The organism is Agromyces sp. C10 (assembly GCF_023217995.1).
Lineage (GTDB): Bacteria > Actinomycetota > Actinomycetes > Actinomycetales > Microbacteriaceae > Agromyces > Agromyces indicus.
The window spans coordinates 84,276-110,695 of sequence record NZ_JALPSX010000001.1; the positions used below are offsets into that span (position 1 = coordinate 84,276).

A 26,420-nucleotide genomic window follows, 5' to 3' on the forward strand; every position below is an offset into this window, starting at 1 on the left:
GCTTAGAGGAGTAAACAATGCCTTCACCGCTCGATGATGCTGATGACATCCTGTTCGCGGGAATCGCTGGAGAAAAGGTCGGAAGTCGAACCGACTCCGCTGCTTTGCTCGCTTGGTATCTTGTAAATGTATGGAGGGTCGACCCGGAGGACGTTGACAGCGCCATATGCGATGGCGGTGGCGACAAGGGAATTGACGCGCTCATTGTCGATGATGACCTGTCCGAGATTACAATATTTCAGGCGAAATACCGACAGGATCCGTCGCGCACCACGCAGGGGGACGGTGACCTCAAGAATCTCGTAGGTGCGGCCGCCTGGCTCGAATCGGCGGAAGCGGTCGACCGTCTCATGGCAGCAGGACCGAATCAGGAACTCCGCAACCTTATAGCTAGGCAACAGGTTCGGGACAAGGTCGCGAGCGGCGTCCATGTGGTCAGGCTCATCTTTGTAACCAACGCGGAACTCGATGCCGCGGGGAGTTCGTACGCCGAGACTCGCAAAGACGGTCCCCCGCCGCTTGAGGTGTGGGACCGCGGCAAGCTGACTGAGATCGCGGAACGTACGCAGCGTCCGTCTCTTATGGACGATGCCAGAGCTCTACGGACAGCGTCGGCGCCGATGGTCATCGACTTGACGCATCAGGCGAAGATGGCGGTTTGTGTGGTGCCGGCTTCGGAACTCGTTGCGCTTCCCGGCATCGAGGACCGAGCGTTGTTCAGTCGAAATGTTCGCCTATTCGCTGGTCGGACCCGAATCAACAAAGAACTTCGACGGACGGTTCAGAATCTCGACGAGCATCGGCTCTTCCCGGCGTACCACAATGGGTTGACACTGCTCACCAACCAGATCGGAACCGTAACCGAAGATTCGATAACCCTCGATGGCGTCGGCGTCGTAAACGGGTGCCAATCCCTCATAACGCTATACGACAACAGGAACGCGTTGACCGACGAACTCCAGCTCATCGTTAAGGTAGTCGAGGTGACGGGCGATGACAGGATCGCCGATCTGATCACCTACCGCTCGAACAATCAGAACGCTGTAACACTGCGCGACCAGCGGTCCAGCGACACAACGATGCGGGATCTGCAGCAAGGCACAGCGGATCGATTCGGGTCGAAGTTCGCGTTGGTCACGCGTGTCGGAGAAGTGATCAACGCAACCGAGACGCTCGAAAACACGCTCGCAGCGCAGCTCATAATGGCGGCCTACTTGAAGGAACCGTGGGCGGCGGTTCGAAAGGTCCGACTTTTCGATCAGGACTACCGCCGCATCTTCAATCGCACTATCACACCGGACCGTCTCTATCTCCTGCACCTCATCGACAAAGCCGTGGGTGCTCACCGCGAGGAGTTGCGTCCCGATCTTCGGGCAAGCTATGCGTCGATTCGATTTACGCTCGTCTATTTGGTTTGTGTCGTAGTGGAGATATCAGAAGCTGGAGCTCGACTTATGCGCGAGCCTGAGGCGTGGTTGCCGGAGGAGGAGGACGCCGTTCTGGCATCACTGGACGCAATAGCGGCCGAAGTTGTCGACTCAGCGAATTATCACGTTCAGGCAGAACTCCAGGCGGACCCGGACTACGATCCAAAGGTCGTTTTCAAGAGTCGAGGTGGGGTCAGCCGACTAGAGACGGACGTCCTACGCGACGCCCGCAGGCAGGCGGGGCGTGCCCACTCATACCTTTTCACAGTCACGCCTGCGGACCGGTCGTAAACGTGCACGGGGATGAGCGCAACGGGGTTCATGGTCGCCGGTCTAGGAGGGCGTCACGTCGATGCTCGGACTTCTGAATTAGGCGGATCAATAGCATCAGCTGACACGGAATCTGAATGGCTCTTCGGTTCTACTTAAACACCACTTGAGAACCGGGGGTTACGGATATCATCGAGGCGCTACCCTTAACCTAAGTGCCGCTGACGGGGCGTGAATCTCGGTTCTGTCGATTTCGCTCGGCGGCGCACGAAAGTTCTCGATCGGTTCGATAGCTTTGTAGAGCTTGTGTTTCGCGAGTTCGAGGATGCCGCTCCACCTACCGTCGCATGTTCGGTCGGAGGTCAGCCAACAAAGCTGTTGAATTCCGGGGGAACGACGAAATAGGTCGCCAGGACGTCGCCCTTCGTTAGCGGTCGCTCGGCCGCTGCATCGACGAGGCCTTCTGCTACTAGCTGCTCCGCGAATCTGTTGCTCGGCCTAGTGAAGCCCCTCAGGGTTCGATCCGGTTCAAATCCACCGATCTCATATATTCGCTCGCGCGGGATCGCACCTCCGCTCCGCGCAGCCTCCACGATGCTCATCGATTGAGTCAGATATCCACCCTCGACGAGCATCGCCATTAGTCGACCGAAGGCGCTCGGTGACCAAGCGGCGCGCTCAGGCCGGTCAGGGTCGCCCAAGACTGCTAGCGAGCGATCAAGTCGACGTTGGCGAAGTTCGAAACTATCCTGTCCGACTGTGGCGGAGCGGTCGGCGGGTGGTTCGGGTCGGAAGTGTAGCTCTGCGGACTGTTGCCCAACTGCGACATCGAGCCTGGCTTCGGGTCTCGGGTGGCCTGGTCGATCGGTGAAAAGCACCTGCTCGATCCCCTCCGCCGTCGCAATACGGAAGCGAGTCTGGCGGCCGTAGCGGTTAGTGCTGCCCAGAACCCAGTCGCCTCGGTCCACACTCAGGCCGCCGAACTGAAGTTCAGCCGGAGCGGCCTCCAGGTCGCTATCGAGAAGCTCGTCTACCGCGGACTCTGGTTCATCTGGTTGCAAGATCATCGCGAACGGCGTCGATGTGAAAGCGAGGAAACCGCGCTTGTGAAGATCCTCGGACGTGGCGTCGGCCACGATTTCGGCGAAGGAACGGGCAAGAGGTGCTGGGTCGCCGGACCTGCCGGCGCTATCAGTCGCTTCTGCAAGGCCTGCCCGGATCGCTTTGCGAGCTTGAGCCGTTGGGAACGCGGATGTAAGTCCGGCTCCGATCGAGGCCGCGAGGAACGCTTTCGCGATCTGGCGGGCGAGACGAGGAAGCCATTCGAAAGCCGGAGTGTCCAGATTCACGAGGGAGACGCGGTGCGTTAGGGCGTACGAAACCGCATCTGCTGTGAAGCCGCTACCGGAGAACAGCGCGTAGCGGTAATCAAAAAGGGCGTACCCCGGCATTCGGGCGGCCGAGTAGTGCTCGTTCACGTCATTGATCACGCCGACAGCGTTTCTGACTGTGTCTAAGCCCACTCTGTCTCGTCGAAGCTTCGCTTCAACGAACAGACGAAGCGGATAGGTGCCTGGCACTGTCATCGTCAGTTGCCCGAGTACGTCAGCTTGGTGGTCGGCCCCTCGACCCCTGACATAGAGAGAGCCGTTCCGGTCGACCAACGCCGTCGTATCCTGAGACTGGCGCTCAAGACGCTCGTAGCCGCTCGCACTCAACCAGTGAGCGACGAGCTCCTCTAAGACATAACCTCCAAGGCTGCTCTCAGTAATCACAGACTGAGGCTATCCAACCGTCTCACCCTTTCCGCGATGCGCCGGGGCTCATATCGCCTCGCCCAATCATCGGCGCCTCGAGCCAAGCAGTCCACCCGATTAGGCATCCGAGGATTCGACCAACAGCGAGGCGACCTCTCTGGCGGGCACAATCTCAAGCATCTCCGGACCGACTCTAGGTGCGAGCCACGTACTTGCCGCGGCGTGAACCAACGATTCGGTCCTAGCTGCATCGACACGAAGTAGCGCGACGGGCTTCCCTTGCCGCCGCGATGCGTTCATCGCCATGGCTGGCCGGTCAGAGAGATGAACCCACTGACGACTGCCCTTAAGCAGCCCCGACCGAGCCTCGAATATTGAGGCGAGGTTCTCTAATGGCGTCGCGTGGTAGAGCGAGGCGGGTGGAGTTCGGACGTCGTACTTGATGTCTCGCTTGACCGAATGACCGTACACCGCTCGAATTTCTTGTCCATCGCGTTGGAACCGGGGCTCGCCCGCCGCTCCGGCGATCAGCATGAGTACACCGGGCGTAACGTCGTAACCGCTCGCGTTGAGGAGTTCGGTCAACTCCTCGACATGAACCCATCCGTCCTTTGTCGCCGGGGCGTACGGGTTGTGCCGAAGGTGGTAAGCCATGGCCCGGCTGATGCGACGACGGTCGGGAAGATCCAGAACGGTGTCACCGTCCTCGGACGCTACGCCCGCGATCTCGGTCCATCGGTTGTGAAGGGTTCGCGCGACCTCTCCGATTGGGAAATCCTGAAACTCCCTTTCTACACCGATGAGCAACTGCCCGGCTCGTACTCGGTGGTGGCTCGTGGCTCCCGGCGCACTGAACATCCAGGCTGCGCGGGCGATGACACCGCCGGCAAGGTACTGCATCGCCTCGTCGTGTGCGGGTGCGTCTGTAGCGCCGAAATCGAGCAGAGCCTGGAGGTAGAACCGCAGTACTCGCGAACGCGACACCCAGTCTGCCGCGTCGTACAGTGGCACGTCTTCCAGCAATTGTGCCAGTTCGTATCCGAATGGGCGGGTCCCCCTTGCATCGAGGTCGACAGCGAGGACCCGACCACTTGGTTCGACGAGCCAGTTTAATGCGTGTGAATCGCGGCGTTGGAGCGGTGGCGCAGCACACATGATATTCCACCAACTGGCGAACACTGCGGCGCGCTCCTCATCATCGCAGATTGCCTTCAGCCACCGGCCAAACTCCCTCTCCCAGAGACATCGTCTCAAGCCGTCGGAAGATGCATTGGCTCGGGCGTGGAAGAGCGCCAGAAACCGAGCTGTGCGATGGACGACCGGTTCGGCATTCGACGGTGCGAGTCGAATCACCTCGTCAAGGGTCTTGCCGCTGTTGTATCGTCGGACAGAGAATAACGCATCATCGCCCAACTCCATTCCGGGCACGCCCGATCCAACGGTGGCGAGATGGTCAATCACTCCAAATTGGTTCGTTTGCCCCGTTGCCCTGATTCGCTTCGAAAGGAGTTGAGTTTGGCGTAGGTCGTGTTGGTACGCGGATGATGATAGCGCCTTGAACACAAATGTCTGCCCGATCGAGTTCTCAGCGTCTTGCAGGACGATTACCCCGCCCCGCCCGCCGAGCCGTCTCCGCTGCAATTCGTGACTGCGAATGGCCAAGCTGGCTGCACCGCCGAACAGCGTCGCCGCATCCCCGCTGCGTACCGCGAACGCGATCTCCTCCGGCAGTCGCAAGAGAGAACCGGGCACGGGACCGTTGGATTCAATGTCTTGGGCCATCACAATCAGTTTGGTCGCGTCGTCAGATTGCGAGCCGGACGGGGTTCCCAAGAACGTGAGCGCCTCCCGTCGAAGTGTGACGTTCGACGAAAGCCGAGCGAGGTTCAATTTGTCCTCAGCATCCGCCAGCCTGGATCGGTGCCCTCTCAGAGGTCGCCCTTTGGGGGCACCCGAACGCGTCCGTATGGCGTTACGTAAGTGTTCTCGAGCGTTGCTTCGGTCCACTTTGGCGAGGTAGGAGTGCAACTCCGAAAGCACATCTCTGAATACGAACTCGCCCGCGCGTCGATCACGGGATATCGCGGCGACAAGCGCAGGAGCAATCCATTCGAGCGTTGGTGACAGCACCGCGTGGCTCGTTCGCATGCAGAAGGGCAGACGAATACCCCTGGTCGAGATATCGATTTCGCGCGATACGCCCCGCTTGCCCAGTTCGTCGAGGAGTGCCTGAAGCATGACTATTCGCAGCACAGTTTCTGCTTCGGCGGGATTGCACAAGCGCGCGCCTTCAGTCGCGTGAAGTGCGCGTTCGAGAAACTTCTTGCGACCCGATACGGTGCTTGCTTCACCCGCCAGCTTGGTCCACAGTTCCCCGCAGTTTAGGTACCACGTAGCGTTTAGATTCGTCCCTCCAGCGCTGCCTCCAATCGTCCTCGCCGCAGACTCAAGCGCGCCCTTTTCTCCGAAGAGGTCATAACGCCAGAGACACCCTTCGAGGAAGTAGGTCAGCGCGTTGTCCGCGCCATCCTGATGAGCGTCGAGGAGTGCTTCGCATGCACTCTCGAGTTGCGACAACTCAACTAATCCGAAACGTGCGGCAAGGACTGTGGAGATTCCGAATCTCACTCGCAACGATCGATCAGGGACCTCCTCGCTCAACTTGGCTGCCTCAATGAGGAAGGTGAGATATGTGCGGGCAAGTCCAAGCGCTTGCGAGAACACCATCCGCTTGCGCCATGATGCGGCGAAGGCCGCGTCAAGTGCCGCCCATGCAACCTGCTCTCGGGCCCGAAGAAGTGCCCCGGACAGGGACAGCCCGTGAGATCGGAAGTACGGTCCAAGTGACATCGCGCCCCGCGACAACCGTTCCTCCTGGACCAACGCTGCGATCAACGGAATGCCGGCTGCCTCACGCGCCTGTGCCCAGTGACGAACCAGCTGAAATCCCGAGGTGTTCGGGTCCATCCAGTCTGCGACTGCGCCCGCCCCATCAAGCTCAATCCATCTTTCTAGGTCGACGTCGACGTCGACTCCTGCCTGTTGAGCTGTCCAGGCGGCTGCGCTGTAGTTGTCACGCAGGTGTCGTGCGAGGCGGTCAAAATCACCTCGCGTCCTACGATTGCTCATCCGCGCGGCGACATCGGCTGGACTCGGGGGTGGGACTGCGGCCATTCGTCCTCCACTTGACGGTGCCCTTCACTGTTGCATGGAAGTTCAAGGGGCCGGCGTAGGCGCTGTGGTCAGCCGTGCCTGCGTCGGGAATATCAATGACGCGGAGGCGTTGAACTTGAGCGTACCCAACTCAAGTTCCCAGGAGGACCTAGGTGCCCGACAACTTTAACGAGGCCGGCGCGAGCTCGTTCGACGAGTTCCTCGCCCGCTACCTCGCGGGTGAGCAGGCCAGGCAGGCGCGGTCGATCGACCTCAGCCGGTTCCTGACCTCGCGCACCCAGAGCATCCTGCAGCGCGCCGGACGCTTCGCGCTCGAGCGCGGACAGACCGAGCTCGATGCACTGCACATCCTGCGCGTCATCGTCGAGGACGAGTCCGTCGCGCAGGCGATCACGCGCGTCGGCGCGAGCCCCGAGCGCATCATCACGGCGACCGAGGCGCGGCTGCCCGCGGCATCCGACACCGCCGACGTCAACTCGGCCATGATCACGCCGAGCGCGAGCCGCGCGCTGTTCCACGCGTACCAGGTCGCACGCTCGAGCGGTTCGACGTACATCGACCCCGAGCACGTGTTCTTCGCGCTCGTGCTCGGGCAGGATGCGCCTGCCGGGCAGGTGCTGCAGCGCGCCGGCGTGACCGCCGAGGCGCTGGCCGCTGGACTTGGTGAGCACGTTGAAACCGAGTCCGACGAAACCGGGTCTCGATACGGCGCTGGCGCGCCTACTCGACCGGCGGAGGGGGAATCGAGCACCCCCATGCTCGACAAGTTCGCCATGGACCTCACCGAGCGCGCCATGAACGGCGAGCTCGACCCCGTGATCGGCCGTGCCGACGAGATCGAGCAGACCATCGAGATCCTCAGCCGCCGCACGAAGAACAACCCCGTGCTGATCGGCGAGGCCGGCGTCGGCAAGACCGCGATCGTCGAGGGCCTGGCCCGCGCGATCGTCGAGGAGAACGTGCCCGAGGCGCTGCTCGGCAAGCGGGTCGTCGCACTCGACCTGCCCGGCATGCTCGCCGGCACCCGCTACCGCGGCGACTTCGAGGAGCGTCTCACCAAGACGATGGAGGAGATCGCCGAGCACCGGGGCGAGCTCATCGTGTTCATCGACGAGGTGCACACGGTCGTCGGCGCCGGTGGTGCCGGCGAGGGCGGCATGGACGCGGGCAACATCCTGAAGCCCCGCCTCGCCCGCGGCGAGCTGCACCTCGTGGGTGCGACCACGCTCAAGGAGTACCGCACCATCGAGAAGGACCCCGCGCTCGAGCGCCGGTTCCAGCCGGTTCGCGTCGGGGAGCCCTCGATCGAGGACTCCGTGCTCATCCTGCAGGGCCTGCGCCCCGCGTACGAGGAGCACCACGGCGTCACCTACACCGACGACGCCCTCCGCGCCGCCGTCGAGCTCAGCGCCCGGTACCTCACCGACCGCGTGCTGCCCGACAAGGCCATCGACCTCATCGACCAGGCCGGTGCGCGCCTGCGCCTCAAGCTGGGCGTGAAGGTGGATGTCTCCGCGCTCATCGAGCGCCTGGCGGAGCTCGAGGCCGACAAGAACGCGGCCGTCCGCGCCGAGCACTACGAGGAGGCGTCGCGGATTCGCGACGAGATCTCGAAGGTGCAGGCGAAGCTGGATGACGCGACCTCGCGCAACGCTGGTCGAGTAGCGGAGCGTATCGAGACCACCACCGAGGGTCTCGGTACGGGCGCTGGAGCGCCCTACTCGACCACCGTGGGGGAGCCCGAGATCGCCGCCGTGATCTCGCGGGCCACCGGCATCCCGGTCAACCGCGTCACCGAGGGGGAGCGCGAGCGTCTCGCGAACCTCGAGGGCGAGCTGCACGCCCGGGTCATCGGGCAGGATGACGCGGTCACCGCCGTCTCCCGCTCGGTGCGCCGCAACCGCACCGGCATGGGTGACGCGCGCCGGCCCGTCGGCTCGTTCCTGTTCCTCGGGCCGACCGGCGTCGGCAAGACGGAGCTGGCGCGCGCGCTGGCGGCGAGCCTGTTCGACGACGAGGGCGCGATCATCCGCTTCGACATGAGCGAGTTCGGCGAGCGGCACACCGTGTCGCGGCTCGTGGGCGCCCCTCCCGGATACGTCGGCTACGACGAGGCCGGCCAGCTCACCGAGCGGGTGCGGCGCAACCCGTACTCGATCGTGCTGTTCGACGAGATCGAGAAGGCGCATCCCGACGTGTTCAACCTGCTGCTGCAGGTGCTCGACGACGGACGCCTGACCGACGGCCAGGGTCGCACGGTGGACTTCCGCAACACGGTGGTCATCATGACCTCGAACCTCGGTTCGGAGTTCCTCGCGTCGCGGTCGGGTGCGCTCGGCTTCGTGGCGTCGACGGATGGCTCGGGGTTCTCCTCGTCCGATGACGTGCGGGCTCGCGTGATGGGCAAGGTGCGCGAGGCGATGCGGCCGGAGTTCCTGAACCGCATCGACGAGATCGTGCTATTCCAGAAGCTCTCGGCTTCTGAGATCGCGCAGATCGTGCGCCTGATGCTGGGTGCGACATCCGCTCGCCTGGCGGCTCGCGAGATCGGCTTCGAGGTGACGGATGCCGCGGTGGCGCTCCTGGCGGAGCGCGGCTATGAGCCCGAGTACGGTGCACGTCCGCTGCGTCGCCTGATCCAGCGCGAGATCGACGACCGCATCGCCGACCTCCTCGTCACCGGCGCGCTCGGCGACGGCGAGGCGGTGCGGGTCGATGCCGCGGACGGCGAGTTCGTCGTGGCATCCGTGCCCAACGCGACGGTGTCGCTGCCCGACGCCGCCTGACCCGCGTTGGTCGAGGAGCGCCGCCGCGGGCGGTGCCTCCCGAGACCTCACGCACGACCAGAACGCCCGGCCTCCTTGGGAGGCCGGGCGTTCTTGCCGTCGCAAGGCGCAACCGAAGCGGACTCCGGCGCTACGCCGAGGCGGGCACCGCGACGGGGAGGTCTCCGAAGGCACGTTCATCGACGCCGAGGCCGCGGTAGACCTCGTGAAGTGCTGCGACGACCGCACCGGTGGCGCCTGCGAAGTCGCCCAGCTCCGACGCGGTGAGGCGCGGTGCGGCCCCAAGGTGATGCTCGAGCATCGCCTCGTACCGGGCGAGGTCCCGTGCGAGCGATTTCGCGATGCCGCCGCCGAGCACGATGACCTCGGGCTCGCACGAGACCGTGGCGGCGGTGAGCACGATGAGCAACGCCTGGTCGAAGTGGGCACGAAGCGATCGCACCGGCTCCGAGGCATCCGGAGTGAACAGGTCGGCGGGCGAGTCGAGGTGCACGCCGGCTTCACTGGCGAGCCGCATGATTCCGGGACCGGTCACCATCAACTCGAGCCGCGTACCCAACGGGCCGGCGGGGAGTTGGCCGAACTCGCCGATCACTCCGTGACTGCCGCGGAGGATCCGCCCGTCGATGGACAGCCCGGCCCCGAGGCCGGCGCCGATCGTCACCATCACCGCGGTGGGCGCGTTGCGCGCGGCGCCGAAGTGCTGCTCGCCCAGCAGCGCCAGGTTCGCGTCGTTGTCGGCACGGACGGGCCGGCCGGACCGGGCGCGAACCGAGTCCAGGAAGCCGGGCTCCTCGAGTTGCGGGAGGTTCGGCGCGTTCGAGATCGTCGAGCCGTCGCGGCCGACCGCGCCCGGAAGCCCGATGTAGACCGACTCGACACGGTCCCGGCGCTCGCCAGCGATCTCGTCGATGACCGATGCGAGCCAGTCGGCCAGCGCGGTGGCATCCGCTTCGATCGGGGTGGCGATCTCGCGTCGCTCGATCGGGGACCCGACCATGTCGGCGAGCATGACGCGGGTGTTCGATGCGCCCAGGTCGACCCCGACGACGAGGGAGCGGTCGGCGACGACGTCGAGGAGGACGGCGCGCCGTCCGCGTTGCACCGAGACCAGTTCGGCCGCCTCGACCACCAGGTCCTGGGCGATGAGCTGCTCGACCGCGCGGGTGACCGTCGCAGCCGAGATGCCGGACGCCGCGGCGAGCTGCTTCCTGCTGGCCGGACGTATGCGCAGGAGCTCGGTGAGCACGGCCGTCCGATTCAGCTCGCGCGTATCCTGAACCATCGTCGGCCCCCCTATTTGGCGTCACCCTGAGCATAAACCATGGCAACAATCGGGTCACAGGCGCGCCCGGCGAGGCGATCTTGGCGAGGTTTCGCAAATCACTCTTGACTTTGGTTGCGTCATGAAATCAAAATGGCTGGCACGCTCAATGACGACACGCGCGAGCCTCCGTCGGTCGTCGCACCCAGAGTCACGTCCGCATAGGAAGGTCACACCAATGGCACGATCACCGTTCACCGCGACACGGGGTCTTCGGGTCTCGCTCGTCGGCGCCGTCGCATCCGCGCTGATCCTCACCGGTTGCGCCGCGCAGGGCGCCTCCGCTCCCGCCGACGAGTCGAAGCCGGCCGCGGCCGAACCGAGCCTCGAGTTCCAGGGCCCGAACGGCGAGCAGCCGGGAGCGCTCGCCGAGCTCGAGCTCACCGACGAGGAGCTCGCCGAGGTCGAGGACGGCGAGTACACGGCCGCGTTCGTTTGGCACACGTCCGGCGACTTCGTCGCGGCAGTGGAGAACGGCGCGCGCGCCGAGTTCGAGGAGCTCGGCATCGAGGTGGTGGCCAGCACCCAGGCGAACTTCGACGCGGGCACGCAGGCCAACAACGTCGAGACCATCATGGCGCTCGACCCCGACATCGTGGTCGCCATCGCGGTGGACCCGACCTCGGCCGCCAAGTCCTTCCAGCCGATCCTCGACGCCGGCGCGAAGCTCGTCATCATGACCACGCCCCCCGAGGGCTACACCGCAGGCGAGGAGTTCGTCTCGATCGTCACCGAGGACCTCGCCAAGGCGGGCCGCGCGAACGCCGAGATCCTCGGCGACGCGCTCGGCGGCGAGGGCGAGGTCGGCTACCTCTCGTTCAACGCCAACTTCTGGTTCACCAACCAGCGCGACCAGTCGTTCAAGGACTGGCTCGCCTTCGAGTACCCCGACATCACGATCGTCGAGGAGCAGGGCTTCGCCGACGAGACGGCGACGCAGGCCGCTGCCGCGGCGATGATCGCGAAGAACCCGAACCTCAAGGGCATCTACGTCTCGTGGGCGACCGCAGCACAGGGCGTGCTGGCCGCGATCCGCGCTTCCGGCCGCACCGACATCCAGATCGTCACCAATGACCTCGACACCACGGTGGCCGCAGCCATGAACACGGGCACCAACGTCGCCGGCATGGTCGGCAACGGCTCGCTCGACATCGGTGCGGGTCTCGCGCGGGCCGGCGCGTACGGCGTGCTCGGCAAGGAGGCGCCCGAACTCGTGGCATCCGACCCGACCAAGGTGACCAAGGACAACCTCGTCGAAGGCTGGAAGGCCGACTACGGCGTCGAGCCGCCCGCGAGCGTCACCCAGGGCTGACGACCGGGGAGGGGTCGCTCGCGGCCCCTCCCTCCCGGCGTCCAGCCGGCACCAACGAAAGGAAATCGGATGACCGAGGTCATGACCGTGCGCGGTCCGGTGCCGTCCGCGGAACTCGGCAGGATCATGCCGCACGAGCACCTGCTCTCGCTCGCCCCCGGCCGGTGGCTCACGGGGGGCGCGCACGACGATCGCGTCGCGCTCGCCGTCGGTGCGCTCGCCGGCCTCACCGAGCGGGGCTTCGGCACCGTCGTCGACCTCTCGCCGTACGGCGTGGTCGGGCGCGATGCCGCGGGCGCGGATGTCGCGCTCCTCGCCGAGGTCTCCGAGCTCACGGGCCTGCACATCATCGCCGGGACGGCGCTGTACCTCGAGGCCTACGCGCCCGGATGGGCGCAGGCCGCGACGCTCGACGAGCTGACGAGCCGGTTCGTCTCGGACGCCGTCGACGGCATCGGCGGCACCGGCATCCGTGCGGGGATCTTCGGGGAGCAGGCGACGGGACTCGGCGAGATCACGCCGTTCGAAGAGCGGGTCCTGCGCGCGGTCGCGCGCGCCCACCGGGAGACCGGACTCGCGATCATGACCCACACCACTCACGGGACGATGGCGCACGAGCAGGTGGACCTCCTGATCTCGGAAGGCGCCGACCTCGATCGCGTCGTGATCGGCCACCTCGACACCCAGCTCAGCGTCGACTTCGTCCGGAGCGTCCTCGACCGCGGCGTCCTCGTGGCCATCGACACCATCGGCAAGGAGGTGTGGGACTTCTTCATCGGACCCGCGCCGGATCGGCCCGACGGGGAGTTCCCGAAGCGGTCGTTCGCCCGATCCGACCAGGGCCGCGTGGAGCTCGTCACCGAGCTCGTCGAGCGCGGCTACGCCGACCGGATCCTGCTGGCCCAGGACCTCACCGGAGCCGAGGTCTGGATGAACCCCGGCACGCACGGACAGCTCGGGTACGCCTACCTCGCCGACCGATTCCTCCCCGCACTCGCCGCGAACGGCGTGCCGGAGGATGCCATCGAGCGGATGACGGCGCGCACGCCCGCGCGGCTGCTCGAGGTCGGCGCGTGAGCCGCGCGTCCCGGTACGTCGTGGGTGTCGACCTCGGCGGAACCAAGGTGCGGGCCGGAATCGCGGGCATCACCTCCGACGGCGAGGCCGACCCGCGCGGCGCGCTCGCGGAGATCGAGCGACCGACCGCCGCGGGAGGCGGCCGCGCACTCGTCGCGCAGCTCGTCGAACTCGTGCACGACCTCTGCGCCGCCGTCGCAACAGGGGTCGACGCGGTGGAGGCGGTCGGCATCGGCGGTGCCGGCGTCCCAGATCACGGGCAGGGCGGCTTCGACCTCTCTCCCAACCTGGGTGATCTCGCCTCGTTCAGCCTCTCGGATGAGCTCCGGCTTGCCCTCGGATGCGTCGTCGTGCTCGAGAACGACGCCAACGTCGCGGCGCTCGGCGAGCTCACCGCCGGCATCGGCACCGAACACGACGACTTCGCGTTCATCTCCGTCGGCACCGGGATCGGGATGGGCCTCGTCGTCGGTCGCGCCCTCGTGCGCGGGGCCGGCAACGCCGCCGGTGAGATCGGCTACCTGCCGTTCGGCGCCGACCCGCTCGATCCGGCGTCGCATCGACGCGGCCCGCTCGAGGAGGTGGTGGCAGGCGACGCCATCGCCGGGCGATACGGCCAGGGCGTCACGGTCCGCGAGGTGTTCGCGCGGGCCGATCACGGCGATCCCGACGCGCTCGCCTCGATCGACGAGGAAGCCAAGTGGGTCGCGCACGCGATCGCCGCCGTCGATGCGATCGTCGATCCGGGCCGGATCGTCCTGGGCGGCGGCATCGGCTCCCGCCCGGAACTGCTCGCCTCCATCCGCAGCTGGCTCGACCGGCTCGGACGAGGAGCACTCCCCGTCACCATCAGCGAGCTGGGCAGCGCAGCGCCCGTGCTCGGAGCGCTGCGCCTCGCCCGAGACGCCGCCGGCAGCACCCACGAAGGAGTCCCAGCATGACCATCGCCCCGACCCAGGCGCCCGCCAAGGGGGTGCAGCTCGTCCGGTCCTGGCGGAACTACGTCGTCTACGTCGGATTCGTCGTCGTGTTCCTCTACTTCGCGGCGACCCAGGGCGCGAGCTTCCTGAACGGCACGACGCTCGTCAACATCGTCACGCAGGCCACGCCGATCACGATCATGGCCGTCGGGACGGTGTTCGTGCTGAGCCTCGGCGAGATCGACCTCTCGATCGGCTCGACCGTCGCGCTCTCCGCCCTCACGGCGGCCGTCGCACTGCAGGCGACCGGCATGTGGTGGGTCGCGGCGCTGACCGGACTGGCCGTCGGCGCCGCGGTCGGCCTCGTCAACGGCCTCTTCGTGACACTCGTCCGGTTGCCGTCCTTCCTCGTCACGCTCGCGACGATGGGGCTGGTGGCAGGGCTCGCGCAGCAGATCACCAACCTGCAGTCGGTTCCCGTCACCGACCCCACGTTCGGGTGGATCTTCGGCGGCGGCGCCATCCTGGGCATCCCGATCTTCATCTGGTGGTCGATCGTCGCCGCGGTCATCGGATGGCACGTGCTCCGCCAGCGCCGCTTCGGCGCGCACGTGCTGGCGATCGGGAACAACGCCTCAGCGGCCCGCGTCAGCGGGATCAAGGTGACCCGCGTGCGCATCGCCGTGTTCGTCCTCAGCGGGGCGACCGCCGCGATCGCCGGCCTGCTCTACGCGGGGCGTCTGGCGGGCGCGACCTACAGCCTGGGAACCACCGACCTCATGAGCGTGCTCGCGGCCGTGATCGTCGGCGGCACCGCGCTCACCGGCGGCAGGGCGTCGATGATCGGCGCCGTGGTCGGCAGCCTGTTCATGAGCATGATCAACTACGGGCTGCTGCTCGCCGGACTCACCGTCGCGCAGCAGGACATCGTGCGCGGCGTCATCATCCTCATCGCCGTCTCCCTTTCACTCCGCGGCAAGAAGGGAATCTGACCGTGTTCCTCCCACTTCTGCGGCGCCGCAATCCGCAGCTGATCGACGCCGCCGTCGCGTTCCACCGCGCGGGCGCACTGCCGCCGAACACCTACGTGATCGACCTCGACGCCGTCGAGCGCAACACCGCGGCGATCGCGACGGAAGCGGAACGCCTCGGGCTCCGTGCGTTCGCGATGACCAAGCAGATCGGCCGGAACCCGGATGCGTCGAGTGCCATCCTCGCCGGCGGCATCACGCACGCGGTCGGGGTGGACCTCGAGTGCGCGATCGCCGCCGCGGCAGGTGGTCTCGCCGCCGGCCATGTCGGGCACCTCGTCCAGATCCCGCGCCATCGCGCACCTGAGGCTGCCGCCCTCCGCCCCCTCTACTGGACGGTCTTCTCGGAGGAGAAGGCGCGCGAGGCCGGCGCTGCGGCGACCGCAGCCGGGTACGTCCAGGACGTGCTGCTGCGGATCGTCGCCGACGGCGACCGGTTCTACACCGGTCACGAGGGCGGGCTCGACGCGGACCGCGTGGTCGATGCCGCGCGTCGCATCGACGCGATCCCCGGTCTCCGGTTCGCCGGAGTGACGAGCTTCCCGGCGACCCTGATCGACTCCGCCACGCACGATGTGGTCTCCACCCCGAACCTCGCGACGCTGACGCGCGCCAAGGCGGCCCTCGAGTCGGCCGGATTCGACGACGTGCAGCTCAACGCGCCCGGCACCACGTCGGCCGCCACGCTCGAGCGACTCGCCGAGGCCGGCGCGACCCAGGTGGAGCCCGGTCACGGACTCACGGGCACCACGCCCCTCCACGCGGTGCGCGACCTCGTCGAGGACCCGGCGATCGCCTACGTCTCCGAGGTCTCCCACCTGTGGAACGGTCGCGCGTACGTCTTCGGCGGCGGACTCTACGTCGACCCGGTGCTGGGGGAGACCCCGACGGAGGCCCTCATCGTCGGTGCCGAGGACGACGCGGCATCCGTCGTCGCACGCCCCGTCGAGATGCCCGCACCCGAAGCGATCGACTACTACGCGACGGTGCCGGTGCCCGACGGCGCTGCGCGCACCGGCGACACCGTGATCTTCGGCTTCCGGCCGCAGGTCTTCGTCACCAGGGCGCTCACCGCCGGCATCCGAGGGCTCGCCTCCGGGGAGCCCCGGATCGAGGGCATCTGGTCGGCCGACGGATCGAAGCCGCTCGCCGTGGCGGACGCGGTCGAGGGAATGGAGAACGCACGATGAACCCGCTCAGCCTCTCGGGCATCAGCAAGCACTTCGGCGGCATCGTCGCGATCGAGCGCTTCGACCTCGAAGTCGAAGCGGGTGAGGTCGTCGCGCTCGTCGGAGACAACGGAGCCGGCAAGTCGACCCTCGTGAAGATCATCTCCGGCGTCCACGCCCCGACGCACGGCGAGATCCGGCTCGGCGGTGAACGGGTGGCGTTCCGGGATGCCTCGGACGCGCGCAACCACGGCGTCGAGGTCGTCTACCAGGACCTCGCCCTCGTCGACCTGCAGCCCGTGTACATGAACCTGTTCCTCGGGCGTGAGCTGCGCAAGAAGCCGCTCGGTTTCCTCGATCGCGCCGAGATGGCGCGCCAGACCCAGCAGCTCGTCGACGACCTCGACGTTCGGATCCCGTCTGCGAAGGCGGCCCTGAGCGATCTCTCGGGCGGACAGCGTCAGGCCATCGCCATCGCACGCGCCACGCACTGGGCGAGTCGCCTGGTGCTCATGGACGAGCCGACTGCGGCGCTCGGCGTCGCCGAGACGGCGAAGGTCGAGGAGCTTATCCTGAAGCTCAAGGCGCGCGGCGCCGCCGTGCTCGTCGTGAGCCACAACATGGAACAGGTGTTCCGTATCGCCGACCGGGTGACGGTGCTCCGTCGCGGCAAGCAGGTCGGTACGCGGCGGGTCGCTGACACGAGCCACAACGAGCTCGTGTCGATGATCACCGGGCTGAGCTCGTGAGCAGCGCCGTGACGGAACCCGGCGCGTACATGCGCTCCGAGATCGCGGAGCAGCCGCAGCGCTGGGTCGAGCTGATCGGATCGCAGCGTTCGGCATGGGATGCGGCGATCGCCGCGGTTCGCGCCGCGTCGCCCGAGCTCGTGGCCTTCGTCGCGCGTGGCTCGAGCGATCACGCCGCGATCTACGGCCAGTACCTTGTGCAGAACGTGCTCGAACTCCCCGCGCTGCTCTCCACGCCGAGCGTCCACAGCCTCTTCGGTACGACCCCGGTGTTTCCTCGAGGGGTGCAGGTCGCGATCTCGCAATCGGGCCGTTCGCCTGACCTGATCTCCACGGCAGCGGCCCTGCGATCTGCTGGCCTCCCGCTGATCTCCATGACGAACGATCCCTCGAGCGGACTGTCCGAGCTGGCGGACGCGCACCTCTCCCTCGCCGCCGGCCCGGAGCTTTCGGTCGCCGCGACGAAGAGCTACACCGCCGAACTCCTCGCGGTGCGCACGCTCGTCCGTGCCGTGGCGGGTGCCGGCCTCGACGCGCTCTCCGATGAGATCGACCGGCTCGCCGACCGGGCGACCCGACTGCTCGAGGGCCTGACCGAACGGGTCGATCCGATCGCAGATGATCTCCACGGCACGGAACGCATCGTCCTCGTCGGCAGGGGGTACTCGATGGCCACGGCGAAGGAGGGCGCGCTGAAGCTGATGGAGACCTCAGGGGTCGCGGCCTCGGGCTGGAGCGCTGCCGACGCGACGCACGGCCCGCTGGGACAGGTCGCGGACGGGACGCTGGTCATCGCGCTCACCGGCTCGCCGGCAGGCAGGGAATCGGTGGTGGACTTCGTCACCGCCGCGCGGTCCAGGGGTGCCCGAGTGCTCGAGATCGGTCCAGCGGTGATTCCGGGCGCGACCTGCATCGACGCGGCAGGCGAGACGCCCGAGGAGCTGATACCCGTACTCGAGATCCTCCCCTTACAGGTGCTGGCCGCAGGATTGGCCGAGCGCCGCGGGATCGATCCGGACCGGCCTGCGGGGCTCAGCAAGGTGACGATGACGCAGTAGCGACGAAGCGCGGCGCAGCCCTCGCTCACCCGGGCCGCGCCGTCGCCTCCCGCGGCGCGCAATGTCTCACGGGAGGCGTCAGCGGGTGACCTGCACGACGACGAACACCGTCGACAGGACGAAGCTCGCGATCACGAGCACCCAGGACACCGCGGAACGCGCTCCCGACAGGCCGCGGTCGCCCGCCCAGACCGCCACATTGAGTGCGGCGAACGGCAGCACCGCCACCAGGAACGTCACCAGGATCTCCGCCTGCTCCGGGATCGTGGGCGCGAAGACCAGCAGCGCCGCCTGGCCGGCCAGCACGCCGAGCAGCAGCAAGGGTGCCGACGCCGGAGCCACGTCCTCCCGGGGGGACGCGAGGTACTTGAACGGCTGGTACGTCCGCGGGTCCCGTACGGGCGACCAGCCAGCCGACCTCCGGCGGGGCGGCAACGCCTCGGACATCATCGCGAGCACGGCGATGCTCGACACGAGAGCCAGCGCGATGGACCAGTTGGTCTGCGACGCCTCGAACCGCTCGAGGCCGACGACGCCGATGACCACCGACCACAGCAGCAGCCCGCCCAGGAAGCCGTGCCAGAGGGCGCGAGCGGAGAGGGCCTGATCGGTACGCGCTCGTCTGCTCCAGATGCGCCGGGTCATTCGAACGACGACCCAGATCGCGCCCGTGGCGACAGCGCACAGGACCGGGAGGGTGTACGCGACCTCGAGGAGCCGGCCCGCGTCGCTCCAGTCGAACCAGACGAGGGCGGCCGTCACGAGCGCGAGGTTGGTGAGCAGACCGGCGACGACGACCATCGCACTCGAGCCCCGCTCGTCTGCGGCATCGCCGGTCGACGCGCGCTCCTCGACGAGTTCCCAACCCGCCCACGCCAGCAGCGCGAGCGCGTAACAGGCGAGCCCGACGAGAACGATGACGACGCCCGCGGCGATGACCTCGGGGCCAATCCCGAACACCGGGGCGAGGCGACCCGGAAGCACCTCCGCGAGCCGATCCACCAGCGGTGACATGACGTGAGCGAGGTCCCCGCTGAAGCGGAGCACCGCAGCGACCACGAGGACCGCCAGCGAAGCTCGGAACGCCTCGAGCCATCGGCCACGCCGCTGGCGGAGGACCCCGCGCACCGTGGCGCGCTGCTCGAGCGCCGCCGCGGAGCCCGGGGGGAAGGTCCGTGTGGCGCCCAGGGCGTAGGCGGCGATCCGGCTCACGAACTCGGCGCGATTGGAGAAGTACGACGAGTGGTCGGTGATGACGTTGCCGTGGTTCCAGACCCGGATCTCCTCGACCTGCTCGTAGACGGTCCTCGTCGAGGGCCCGCCGTTGACGGGATCCGCGGAGGCCCAGAGGTCCACCCAGCGCTCTGCGAGCCGCCTCGAGTCCGGTCGGAGCCGTGCCTCGCGGGTCGTCGCCGTGGCCTGCTTCGCCATCGACTGGAGGAACGCCGCCAAGGTCGGCCAGCCGAAGATCAGCAGGGCGACCATCCAACCCGGAACCTCGGCGCCGCGGAACACGTCGACGACCGTGAAGACGACGACTCCCACGAGACCGAGGACGAGCAGGCTGATCAGGGCGAGGGCCACGTTCTCCCGCCGGGATACCGATCGGAGCCACCGGAGCTGACTGATCCCCGCCCCGTACGTCACGAGGACGTGGACCGGCGGGGTCTGCTCGAGCGCCTGCGCGGTGACCGCCGCGCCCTGGGAGTGTGCCACGACGAGGAGGGTCCTGCACCTGGCCGCGAGCCAGTTGAGGTCGCGCGCCACGACGCTCGACATGGCCGCCGAGTTGATCGCGCTCTCGCTGAAGAGCAGGCTGTCGCCGATGAAGGTCGTGAGCAGCACCTCGATCTTGCCCAGCAACGTCTGCAACCAGGCGAACGGGATGAGCGCGCGAAGCAGGACCGAGACCACGAGGATGACCAGCACGGCCGCCACCAGCGGCAGGGAGACCGCCGTCCACAAGGCCTGGAGCACGATGCGCCACCAGTACTGCGGTCGCCAGCCCCAGGCGCGAACCGCGGCGATCAGGCTCTCGATGGCGCGCACCACCACCAGACCCGGCGTTCGCAGCAGGATCCAGCGCAGCGTCGTTCCGGCGCCCGGCGGCACGAACGCGCGCGCCCAATTGGACTCGGCGAGCAGCCACGAGGCGGATCCGGGCGTCGCGGCCCGCCCCGGGGCCGCTTCGAACTCGACGACCGCACTCGCGGGCTCGTCGATGGGAATGCTCACCGAGCCGAGTCGGGCCATCGGGGCGCCGCCGAGTCGCGCGGTGAAGTCCTCGCTCCGCAGGTAGCCGACGAGGGAATCGCCGGCTTCCACCAGGAAGGAGCCGCGCTGCTGCTCGCCGATGCCGTGCACGAAGAGCAGGCCGACATCGTGGATGCGTTCCGTCGCTTCATCGCCGTGCGGCCATCGCATCGTTCCCCCGACCCGGTCCGTCCTGAGCCGCAGGATAACCAGTGCCGACGAGCGCCGCGGAGTACGGCGCGCAGAGATCCGGCCTCCCGTCCCTGCTCCCGAGTGCGTTCGCTCGGGTTCGCGCCGTCACTGCGGCGAGTCGGCGCCCCTTCCGGGAGCCCCACTCGCCGAGTCGAGGTGCGCGAGGATCGCGCCCTCGACGTCGGCCCACGGCGGGTACGGGAAGACGTGGCCGACGCCGCCGAGCCAGAGGTGCGCGGCATCCGGAATCGACGCGGCGAGCCGCCGCGCGTGCTCGAACGGGATGAGGTCGTCGTCGGTGCCGTGCACCACCAGCGTCGGCACCATGATCGTGCCGAGTGCCGCCGCCCGAGACCGCGTCGCGGCGACCGCCGCCTGATGCTGGCGGAACGCCCGGACGTTCAGTCCGTTGCGGTGGCGGAGGTCGTACAGCACCAGCGCGGCGTTCTCCTCGACGTCGACGCCGTCCGGACCGAACGCGCTGATCATCTTCGCGATGCGCTCCTTGACGAGCGCGCGGTCGCCGCCGCGGAGCCGGTACTTCAGCAGGGGCAGGTTCCGGATGGCGAGGAGCGCCAGCCGCCCCACTCGCGGTTCGGGCAGCGTCGGGTCCGTCGGATCGGGTGAGGTCGACATGAGCGTGAGCGACGCGACCCGGTCGGGCGCGAGGATCGCCACCTCCTGGGCGACCATCCCGCCGAACGACAGCCCGACCAGATGCGCACGCTCGGTGCCGGTCGCGTCGAGGACGGCCACCGCGTCGCGGGCCAGGTCGACGAGCGTGTACGGGTGCTCGGGACTCCACTCGGGCATCCAGTCCGACGCGCCGGTGCCGCGCTGGTCGAACCGGATGACGCGATAGCCGGCGCCGGTCAGCGCGCGGAGGAACGCGGGCGGCCAGAGCAGCCCATCGGCCCCGAGGGAGATGAACAGGAGCACCGTGCCGCGTTCCGGCCCCACGGCCGGGATCGACTCGAACCAGAGACGGATGCCACTGGCATCCGTTCACCGGTGGTGCCCGTCACCACGCCCGCGAGATCGCTCGCCGCGACGCGGTCGATCACGGCGTCGGTGACGGCCGGAAGACGCGGGCCGCCGAAACGGATCCACGCGGCGAGGGCGGCGAGGCCGGCGAGAACACCGCCGCCGGCGACCATGAGCGCCGTCCGGGAGCCACGGACGCGCCGGACGCGCCGGGGGCTCATGACGTCGTCGACGGCGTGTCGGCGAGCGTGCGCTCCAGCAGCTCGCGCAGCACGCCGCGATCGACCCCCGTGAGACGCTTGAGGTAAAGGCAGACCTTGCTCGCGTCGTGCGGGCCCAGCCGCGAGAGCAGGTCGGACCAGCGCTCGGCGAAGTGCTCGGGGAGGTAGATCGTGTGCTTCGCAGGCCCCGACGCGAACGCGAGCCGCGGACTCAGGCCTGTGCGCCCGCTCTCGTACCGGTACCGGTACTCGCCGAACCCGATGATGCGGCCCGCCCAGACGACGGGAGGCTCACCGCTGACCTCGCCGAACATCGCGAGCAGCTCGTCGGCCTCGGCACGGCGCGGACCGGTGGCGCGGTCGAGCACCTCGGTCACCGGCTGGTCCGACGGTGACATCGCGGGCTGCTTCGTCGACATGGGTCCTCGCGATCGTGCTCGACCCCAACAGCGTACTGCGCCCCCGGGTCCAGGGATCGGGCCCGTGGGATCTCAGTCGGGCAGGTCCACCGAGGGCTGACCCCCGGGGCCGCAGGGTGGATCCCAGCCGTCGCCCGGGGTGTCGCATCCGCCACTGTCGTCGGATGACCGGCCGATCGTACGGTGATCGCGCCACCTGGGGGGATGGGAGAGCGCCGTGCGTGTCGTCCAGTTGAACGTCGTCGACCAAGGCGGAGAACCGCTGGCTCGACGGGTGACCGTCACCCTCGTGATCGAGGAGGGGAGCTCACCCAAGGCGAACCCTGGGTCAGGCAGGTTGGATGCACTCGATCTCGGCCCCTCGGGCGGGCGCCGCGACATCCCGCTCTCGGACGACATGGCCGTTCGGGCAGTTCGGGTGCGCGCGCTCGACGGGCGGGCGATCGACGTCGAGCTGAAGCCCGCCGGCCCCGATCTCGCCTTCGCGGAGGAGATCGTCGTCACGGTGGACACCGCGGCGCTCGCCGTCGCCTCGGGCTCAGAGGTGAAGCCGCTCGTCGTCCGCGTCGAGGATGAGGAGGGCAGACCGATCGGCGGCGCCGAGGTCCGCGTGCTGGGCACCACGGTCGCGGGGGTCACGGAGGATCACGGCAGGCTCGAACTGCTCGTCTCCCGCGCCGACCTGTTCGTCGAGGTACGACTCTTCGACGAGTCGACCGTGGTCGAGGTTCCGGCTCACGTCGGCGATTTCGACGTCGTGCTCGCCAACCTCGAACCGGGCGCGATTGACGTGACTCCCCGGCTGCCCAGCGAGCAGGCGTTCGTGACCTCCGGCGAGTTCAGCCAGGACCTCGGCGCATCGGGCACCCCGTTGTTCACCCCCGATCGTTCGGTCGAGGAGTCGTCTGCCCTCGTCGTCGTGCGACTCGAGGAGCCGGCGATCTCACCGCCGCTCCGACCGGCGGACCTCGAGCTCTACTCCGAGGACCGGTCGTTCGAGGCCGCGGCGGACACTGGTGCCGCGCTCCCGGACCGACAGGCGAGTCACCTCCCGCCAGAGCCGGCGAAGCCGGTCGTCGCGTCCTCGAAGCTCGACGTGAGGCGCCTGCTGCGAGGAGAGACGGCCGTTCCGAGACCGGCGGCGACCTCGCGCTTCAAGGTGCCCGCGAAGCGGTTCGAGGAACTGTTCGCTCGCGAGCTCACCGACCGGTCCGACCTGTACGACATCGCGCTCGACACGCTCTCCGTCGCCCGTCGGCGCCCCGTCCGCGGCGCCGACCCCATCCGCTGGTTCGATCCCGCCAGCAGACAGGAGTCGAGCACCATCGTCCGCGGGCACCTGGTCCGGTTCGTGCAGCGGTGGCGTGCGGACGGCTACTCGTTCGGACGGCTGCTGCACAGCCTCGCGCTGGCGCCGGGCCAGGCGAAGAGCATCGCCGTCGTGGACTGGCGGCGCGACGAGACGGGAAGCAAGAGCGACAGCGTGATGACGCGCGACACGCTGATCGCCGAGATCGACCGGAGCCGGACGGTCACCGAGGACGTCGACTCGGTGCTCAGGGAGACGCTCAGCGGCACCTCGTCGTCGTTCTCGGTCGGCGGCGGGCTTGCGGGCGGCGGCGGCGCGACCGGGGCGCCCGGGGGAACCGGCGCATCCGGATCGGGCGGCATCGGCATCGGTGTCGGATATGCGACCGCATCAGCCGAGCAGGACTCGTATCGCTCACTGGCGGCGAGCATGCAGCAGGGACTTCGCGATCGGACGGCGCAGGCGGCCACGGCAGTGCGCGAGCAGCGGACGACGGTCGTGCGGACCGTGAGCCAGACCGAACGATCGCAGGCGGTCACCGAGGTGATCGCGAACCACAACCGCAACCACGCGATGACCGTCCTGTACTTCGAGGTGCTCCGTCACCTCGTCGTCAGCACCGAGGTGGCCGAGGTGACTCCCTGCCTGTTCGTCCCGCTCCCCACCGTGCCGTTCACGGCCGAGTCGGCCCTGGCCCACCGGGCCAGGTTGGAACCCATCACCGACCCCCAGTACCGCGGCGGCTACGATGCTGCCCGACGTCTGCTGCTCCCGCCCGCGCCGCCGGCACCGCTCCGAGTCATCCGGGGCTCGTTCGAGCTGGCGACGATCGCGTCGTCGCCGAAGGAGGCCGACGAGGACGAGCCCCAGCAGGAGCCGGATGACGCGGAGACGCCTCCCTACGCTCGACTCGAGCTTCGCGCGGTGCTCACCGATGGGCGACGGTCCCTTCCGATGGACGTGGACCTGGCGAGCGAACACCTCGGTGACCGCCGTTGGCTGTTCGCGTTCCAGTCGATGTCCGACTCGGCGATCCCGGTCAACGGGATCCGGTCGCTCGAGATCCGGTTCCTCGACCGTGCGCCGAGCGCGTCGGGGCCGTTCCGGATCGCCGAGCTCGAAGTGTCCGGCGCCGGTGAGGACGGCGAGGTCTCGCTCGCCCGAAGTGTCGGGACGACCGCGTTGCGGAACGCGCGCGTGGTGACGCCGATCGTCGTCCCCCGGACGCCCACCACGGAGGCGGAGGACGCCCTGGCGGTCCGCGAACTGCTCGGGCACCTCAACCAGCAGCGGATCCGATTCCACAAGGCGATCTGGGCCGGCTTCGACCGCGACGAGCTGTTCGCGATGCTCGACGAGCGGCTGATGCCGGGCGACCGCAGTACGTCGCGCTCCCTCGCCAGCGTCGTGCGCCCCGAGCCCGTCGCGTTCATCGGCAACAGCATGGTGTTCCCCGTGGTTCCCGGCGTCGACATGGACGGCATCGGCGGCAACGACCTCATCGACCGATACCGGGTCGCGATCGCGGAGCAGCGCGTGACGCTCCCGACCGGGGGCGTGTTCGCCGAGGCGGTGCTCGGGACGAGCGAAGCAGCCGAGAAGATCGACGACAGCCGGTTCTGGAAGTGGGACGAGCATCCCCTCGACCTGCCGAGCGAGCTGCAGCCAGTCAGCCTGGACTCGCGCGCGAGCGACATGCACCTCGACATCACCCCGGCCGGCCCATCGCTGATCTCGATGCAGCAGCCCTCGGCGGCGCCGGATCCGAGCGGCCTCGCACCAGCGCTGGCAGCGATCGCGCGTGGAGACGCGTTCCGCGACGTCACGGCCGTGGATCGCGTGACCCAGAACAGCATCGACGCCCTGCGCCAGGCGGTGCAGACCGCTCAGGCGCTCGGCGAGAAGGCGGGGGAGAACGCCACGACCGCGTTCTCGAAGTACACCGAAGCGCAGACGCAGCGCCATCAGGCCGAGGCGACGCAGCGCGACATCGCCACGCTCGAGCAGGCCCGACGGTCGGGACTCGTCGACGGGCCCACGGCCGGTCGTATCGCCGAGCGGATCCTGACGCGGGGCACCGGGACGAGCGACTCCGGCTCGGCAGGCTCCGGTACCGGAACGGCGGGGTCCGCCGCTCCGAACTCAGATGGCGGCTCCGGCGGCGCGACCGGTTCGACGGGCGGGGGGTCGCCGTCGACCACGCCCAGCGACTCCAGCGCGATCCCCTCCGCCTCCGGGGCGGCCCCTGCGCCGGCCGGCTCCGCGAGCGACGCCCGCCCGCGTCGGCGATCGACGCACCGGCCACGCCCCCGGACCGTTCCCACGCAGACCACGCCCCGCGGCGACCCGGGGGAGCACCCCGGCACGGACGAACCGTGGGCCGCAACGGTGAAGGCGGTCGGCGCGGCCACGGACCTCTACGCCAGTTCCGACACCGGACCGCGGTTCATCGGCCGTCTCCAATGGCGACTCGCGCTGGCGACGACGCCCAGTGGAGTCCTGTTCCCTCTGCGTTCGAGCTGGCGCGTACTCGAGATCACGCCGGTCTGGGGGCGGACGCTGAAGTTCGAGGCGCAGTACGAGTACCGATCCTGGCTGGAGGGCGAGGGACCGTCGGCATCGCATCTGCACCGCTCCGAGTTCACGGCGGTGGTCCACGGGAAGGAGGTCGAGGTGGCGAGCAGCCTCGGCGCGAGCTTCGCCGTGCCGGGGACCGGCCTCAGCCTGGAGTGGTCCTCGTCCAGGACGCACGCCGACTCGCGCAGTGGAACGTTCCGCGTCGCGCTCACGGCGACGAGTCTCCGCTCGATCGCACAGGGAGACGAGCCGGCCCGCACGCAGATCCTCACGCAGTGGGATCGATCCGACTTCCAGCAGATCGAGGCAGGACAGCTCTCCGTCGATCGCACGCACATCGATGGAGGCAGCGGGACGATCCACGTCATGAACCTCGCTCCGGTGCTCGACCCGCGGTGATGCGTCGTCCCC

General features: G+C 68.1%; 16 protein-coding genes. 10 read left to right on the plus strand and 6 right to left on the minus strand.

Going from position 1 to position 26,420, the window contains the following annotated elements; genetic code table 11:
- The first annotated feature begins 17 nt into the window (after positions 1–17).
- Complete coding sequence (locus tag M1L56_RS00495) at positions 18–1,718, plus strand: AIPR family protein (RefSeq protein ID WP_248597705.1); 1,701 nt, start codon at positions 18–20, stop codon at positions 1,716–1,718.
- Positions 1,719–2,059: 341 nt separating this feature from the next.
- On the opposite strand, the gene M1L56_RS00500 is transcribed toward M1L56_RS00495, so the two are convergent.
- Together M1L56_RS00500 and M1L56_RS00505 are read right to left on the minus strand one after the other, a co-directional pair.
- Positions 2,060–3,472, minus strand: a complete 1,413-nt coding sequence (locus tag M1L56_RS00500) for a restriction endonuclease (RefSeq protein WP_248597706.1) — start codon at positions 3,470–3,472, stop codon at positions 2,060–2,062.
- Positions 3,473–3,571: 99 nt separating this feature from the next.
- Entirely contained in the window at positions 3,572–6,421 is a 2,850-nt protein-coding gene (locus M1L56_RS00505; protein ID WP_248597707.1) for an RNA 2'-phosphotransferase, read from the minus strand.
- A 359-nt stretch (positions 6,422–6,780) separates the two neighbouring features.
- Here M1L56_RS00505 and M1L56_RS00510 point away from each other — a divergent pair, with 359 nt between their 5' ends.
- Positions 6,781–9,414, plus strand: coding sequence for an ATP-dependent Clp protease ATP-binding subunit (locus M1L56_RS00510; RefSeq protein ID WP_248597708.1), 2,634 nt, complete (start codon positions 6,781–6,783; stop codon positions 9,412–9,414).
- A gap of 130 nt (positions 9,415–9,544) precedes the next feature.
- Here M1L56_RS00510 and M1L56_RS00515 read toward each other — a convergent pair whose 3' ends face one another.
- The gene (locus tag M1L56_RS00515; RefSeq protein ID WP_248597709.1) at positions 9,545–10,699 is read right to left on the minus strand and encodes an ROK family transcriptional regulator; all 1,155 of its coding nucleotides are present in this window, start codon (positions 10,697–10,699) and stop codon (positions 9,545–9,547) included.
- A gap of 217 nt (positions 10,700–10,916) precedes the next feature.
- Here M1L56_RS00515 and M1L56_RS00520 point away from each other — a divergent pair, with 217 nt between their 5' ends.
- From M1L56_RS00520 to M1L56_RS00550, 7 genes are all read left to right on the plus strand, one after another.
- Entirely contained in the window at positions 10,917–12,050 is a 1,134-nt protein-coding gene (locus M1L56_RS00520) for a substrate-binding domain-containing protein (protein ID WP_248597710.1), read from the plus strand.
- A 69-nt stretch (positions 12,051–12,119) separates the two neighbouring features.
- A complete protein-coding gene (locus M1L56_RS00525; protein ID WP_248597711.1) occupies positions 12,120–13,127 on the plus strand; it encodes a phosphotriesterase in 1,008 nt (335 codons plus the stop codon).
- Complete coding sequence (locus tag M1L56_RS00530) at positions 13,124–14,068, plus strand: ROK family protein (protein ID WP_248597712.1); 945 nt, start codon at positions 13,124–13,126, stop codon at positions 14,066–14,068. The genes M1L56_RS00525 and M1L56_RS00530 overlap by 4 nt, the downstream gene beginning before the upstream one ends.
- Positions 14,065–15,039, plus strand: a complete 975-nt coding sequence (locus M1L56_RS00535) for an ABC transporter permease (RefSeq protein WP_248597713.1) — start codon at positions 14,065–14,067, stop codon at positions 15,037–15,039. The genes M1L56_RS00530 and M1L56_RS00535 overlap by 4 nt, the downstream gene beginning before the upstream one ends.
- Before the next feature lie 2 nt (positions 15,040–15,041).
- On the plus strand, positions 15,042–16,268 hold the full coding sequence (locus M1L56_RS00540; RefSeq protein WP_248597714.1) for an alanine racemase: 1,227 nt from the start codon (positions 15,042–15,044) through the stop codon (positions 16,266–16,268).
- Positions 16,265–16,996 carry an ATP-binding cassette domain-containing protein gene (locus M1L56_RS00545; protein ID WP_248597715.1) on the plus strand — a complete coding sequence of 244 codons (732 nt, stop codon included), beginning with the start codon at positions 16,265–16,267 and terminating at the stop codon, positions 16,994–16,996. Before M1L56_RS00540 ends, M1L56_RS00545 begins: the two co-directional genes overlap by 4 nt.
- Positions 16,993–18,054 carry an SIS domain-containing protein gene (locus tag M1L56_RS00550; RefSeq protein ID WP_248597716.1) on the plus strand — a complete coding sequence of 354 codons (1,062 nt, stop codon included), beginning with the start codon at positions 16,993–16,995 and terminating at the stop codon, positions 18,052–18,054. Before M1L56_RS00545 ends, M1L56_RS00550 begins: the two co-directional genes overlap by 4 nt.
- A 78-nt stretch (positions 18,055–18,132) precedes the next feature.
- Here M1L56_RS00550 and M1L56_RS00555 read toward each other — a convergent pair whose 3' ends face one another.
- From M1L56_RS00555 to M1L56_RS00565, 3 genes are all read right to left on the minus strand, one after another.
- The gene (locus M1L56_RS00555; RefSeq protein WP_248597717.1) at positions 18,133–20,478 is read right to left on the minus strand and encodes a hypothetical protein; all 2,346 of its coding nucleotides are present in this window, start codon (positions 20,476–20,478) and stop codon (positions 18,133–18,135) included.
- Positions 20,479–20,604: 126 nt separating this feature from the next.
- Positions 20,605–21,459: an alpha/beta hydrolase gene (locus M1L56_RS00560; RefSeq protein WP_248597718.1), complete on the minus strand. Its 855-nt coding sequence runs from the start codon at positions 21,457–21,459 to the stop codon at positions 20,605–20,607.
- Between the two features lie 241 nt (positions 21,460–21,700).
- Positions 21,701–22,102 carry a DUF1801 domain-containing protein gene (locus M1L56_RS00565; protein WP_248597719.1) on the minus strand — a complete coding sequence of 134 codons (402 nt, stop codon included), beginning with the start codon at positions 22,100–22,102 and terminating at the stop codon, positions 21,701–21,703.
- Positions 22,103–22,460: 358 nt separating this feature from the next.
- Here M1L56_RS00565 and M1L56_RS00570 point away from each other — a divergent pair, with 358 nt between their 5' ends.
- The gene (locus M1L56_RS00570) at positions 22,461–26,408 is read left to right on the plus strand and encodes a hypothetical protein (protein ID WP_248597720.1); all 3,948 of its coding nucleotides are present in this window, start codon (positions 22,461–22,463) and stop codon (positions 26,406–26,408) included.
- The last annotated feature ends 12 nt before the right edge of the window (positions 26,409–26,420 follow it).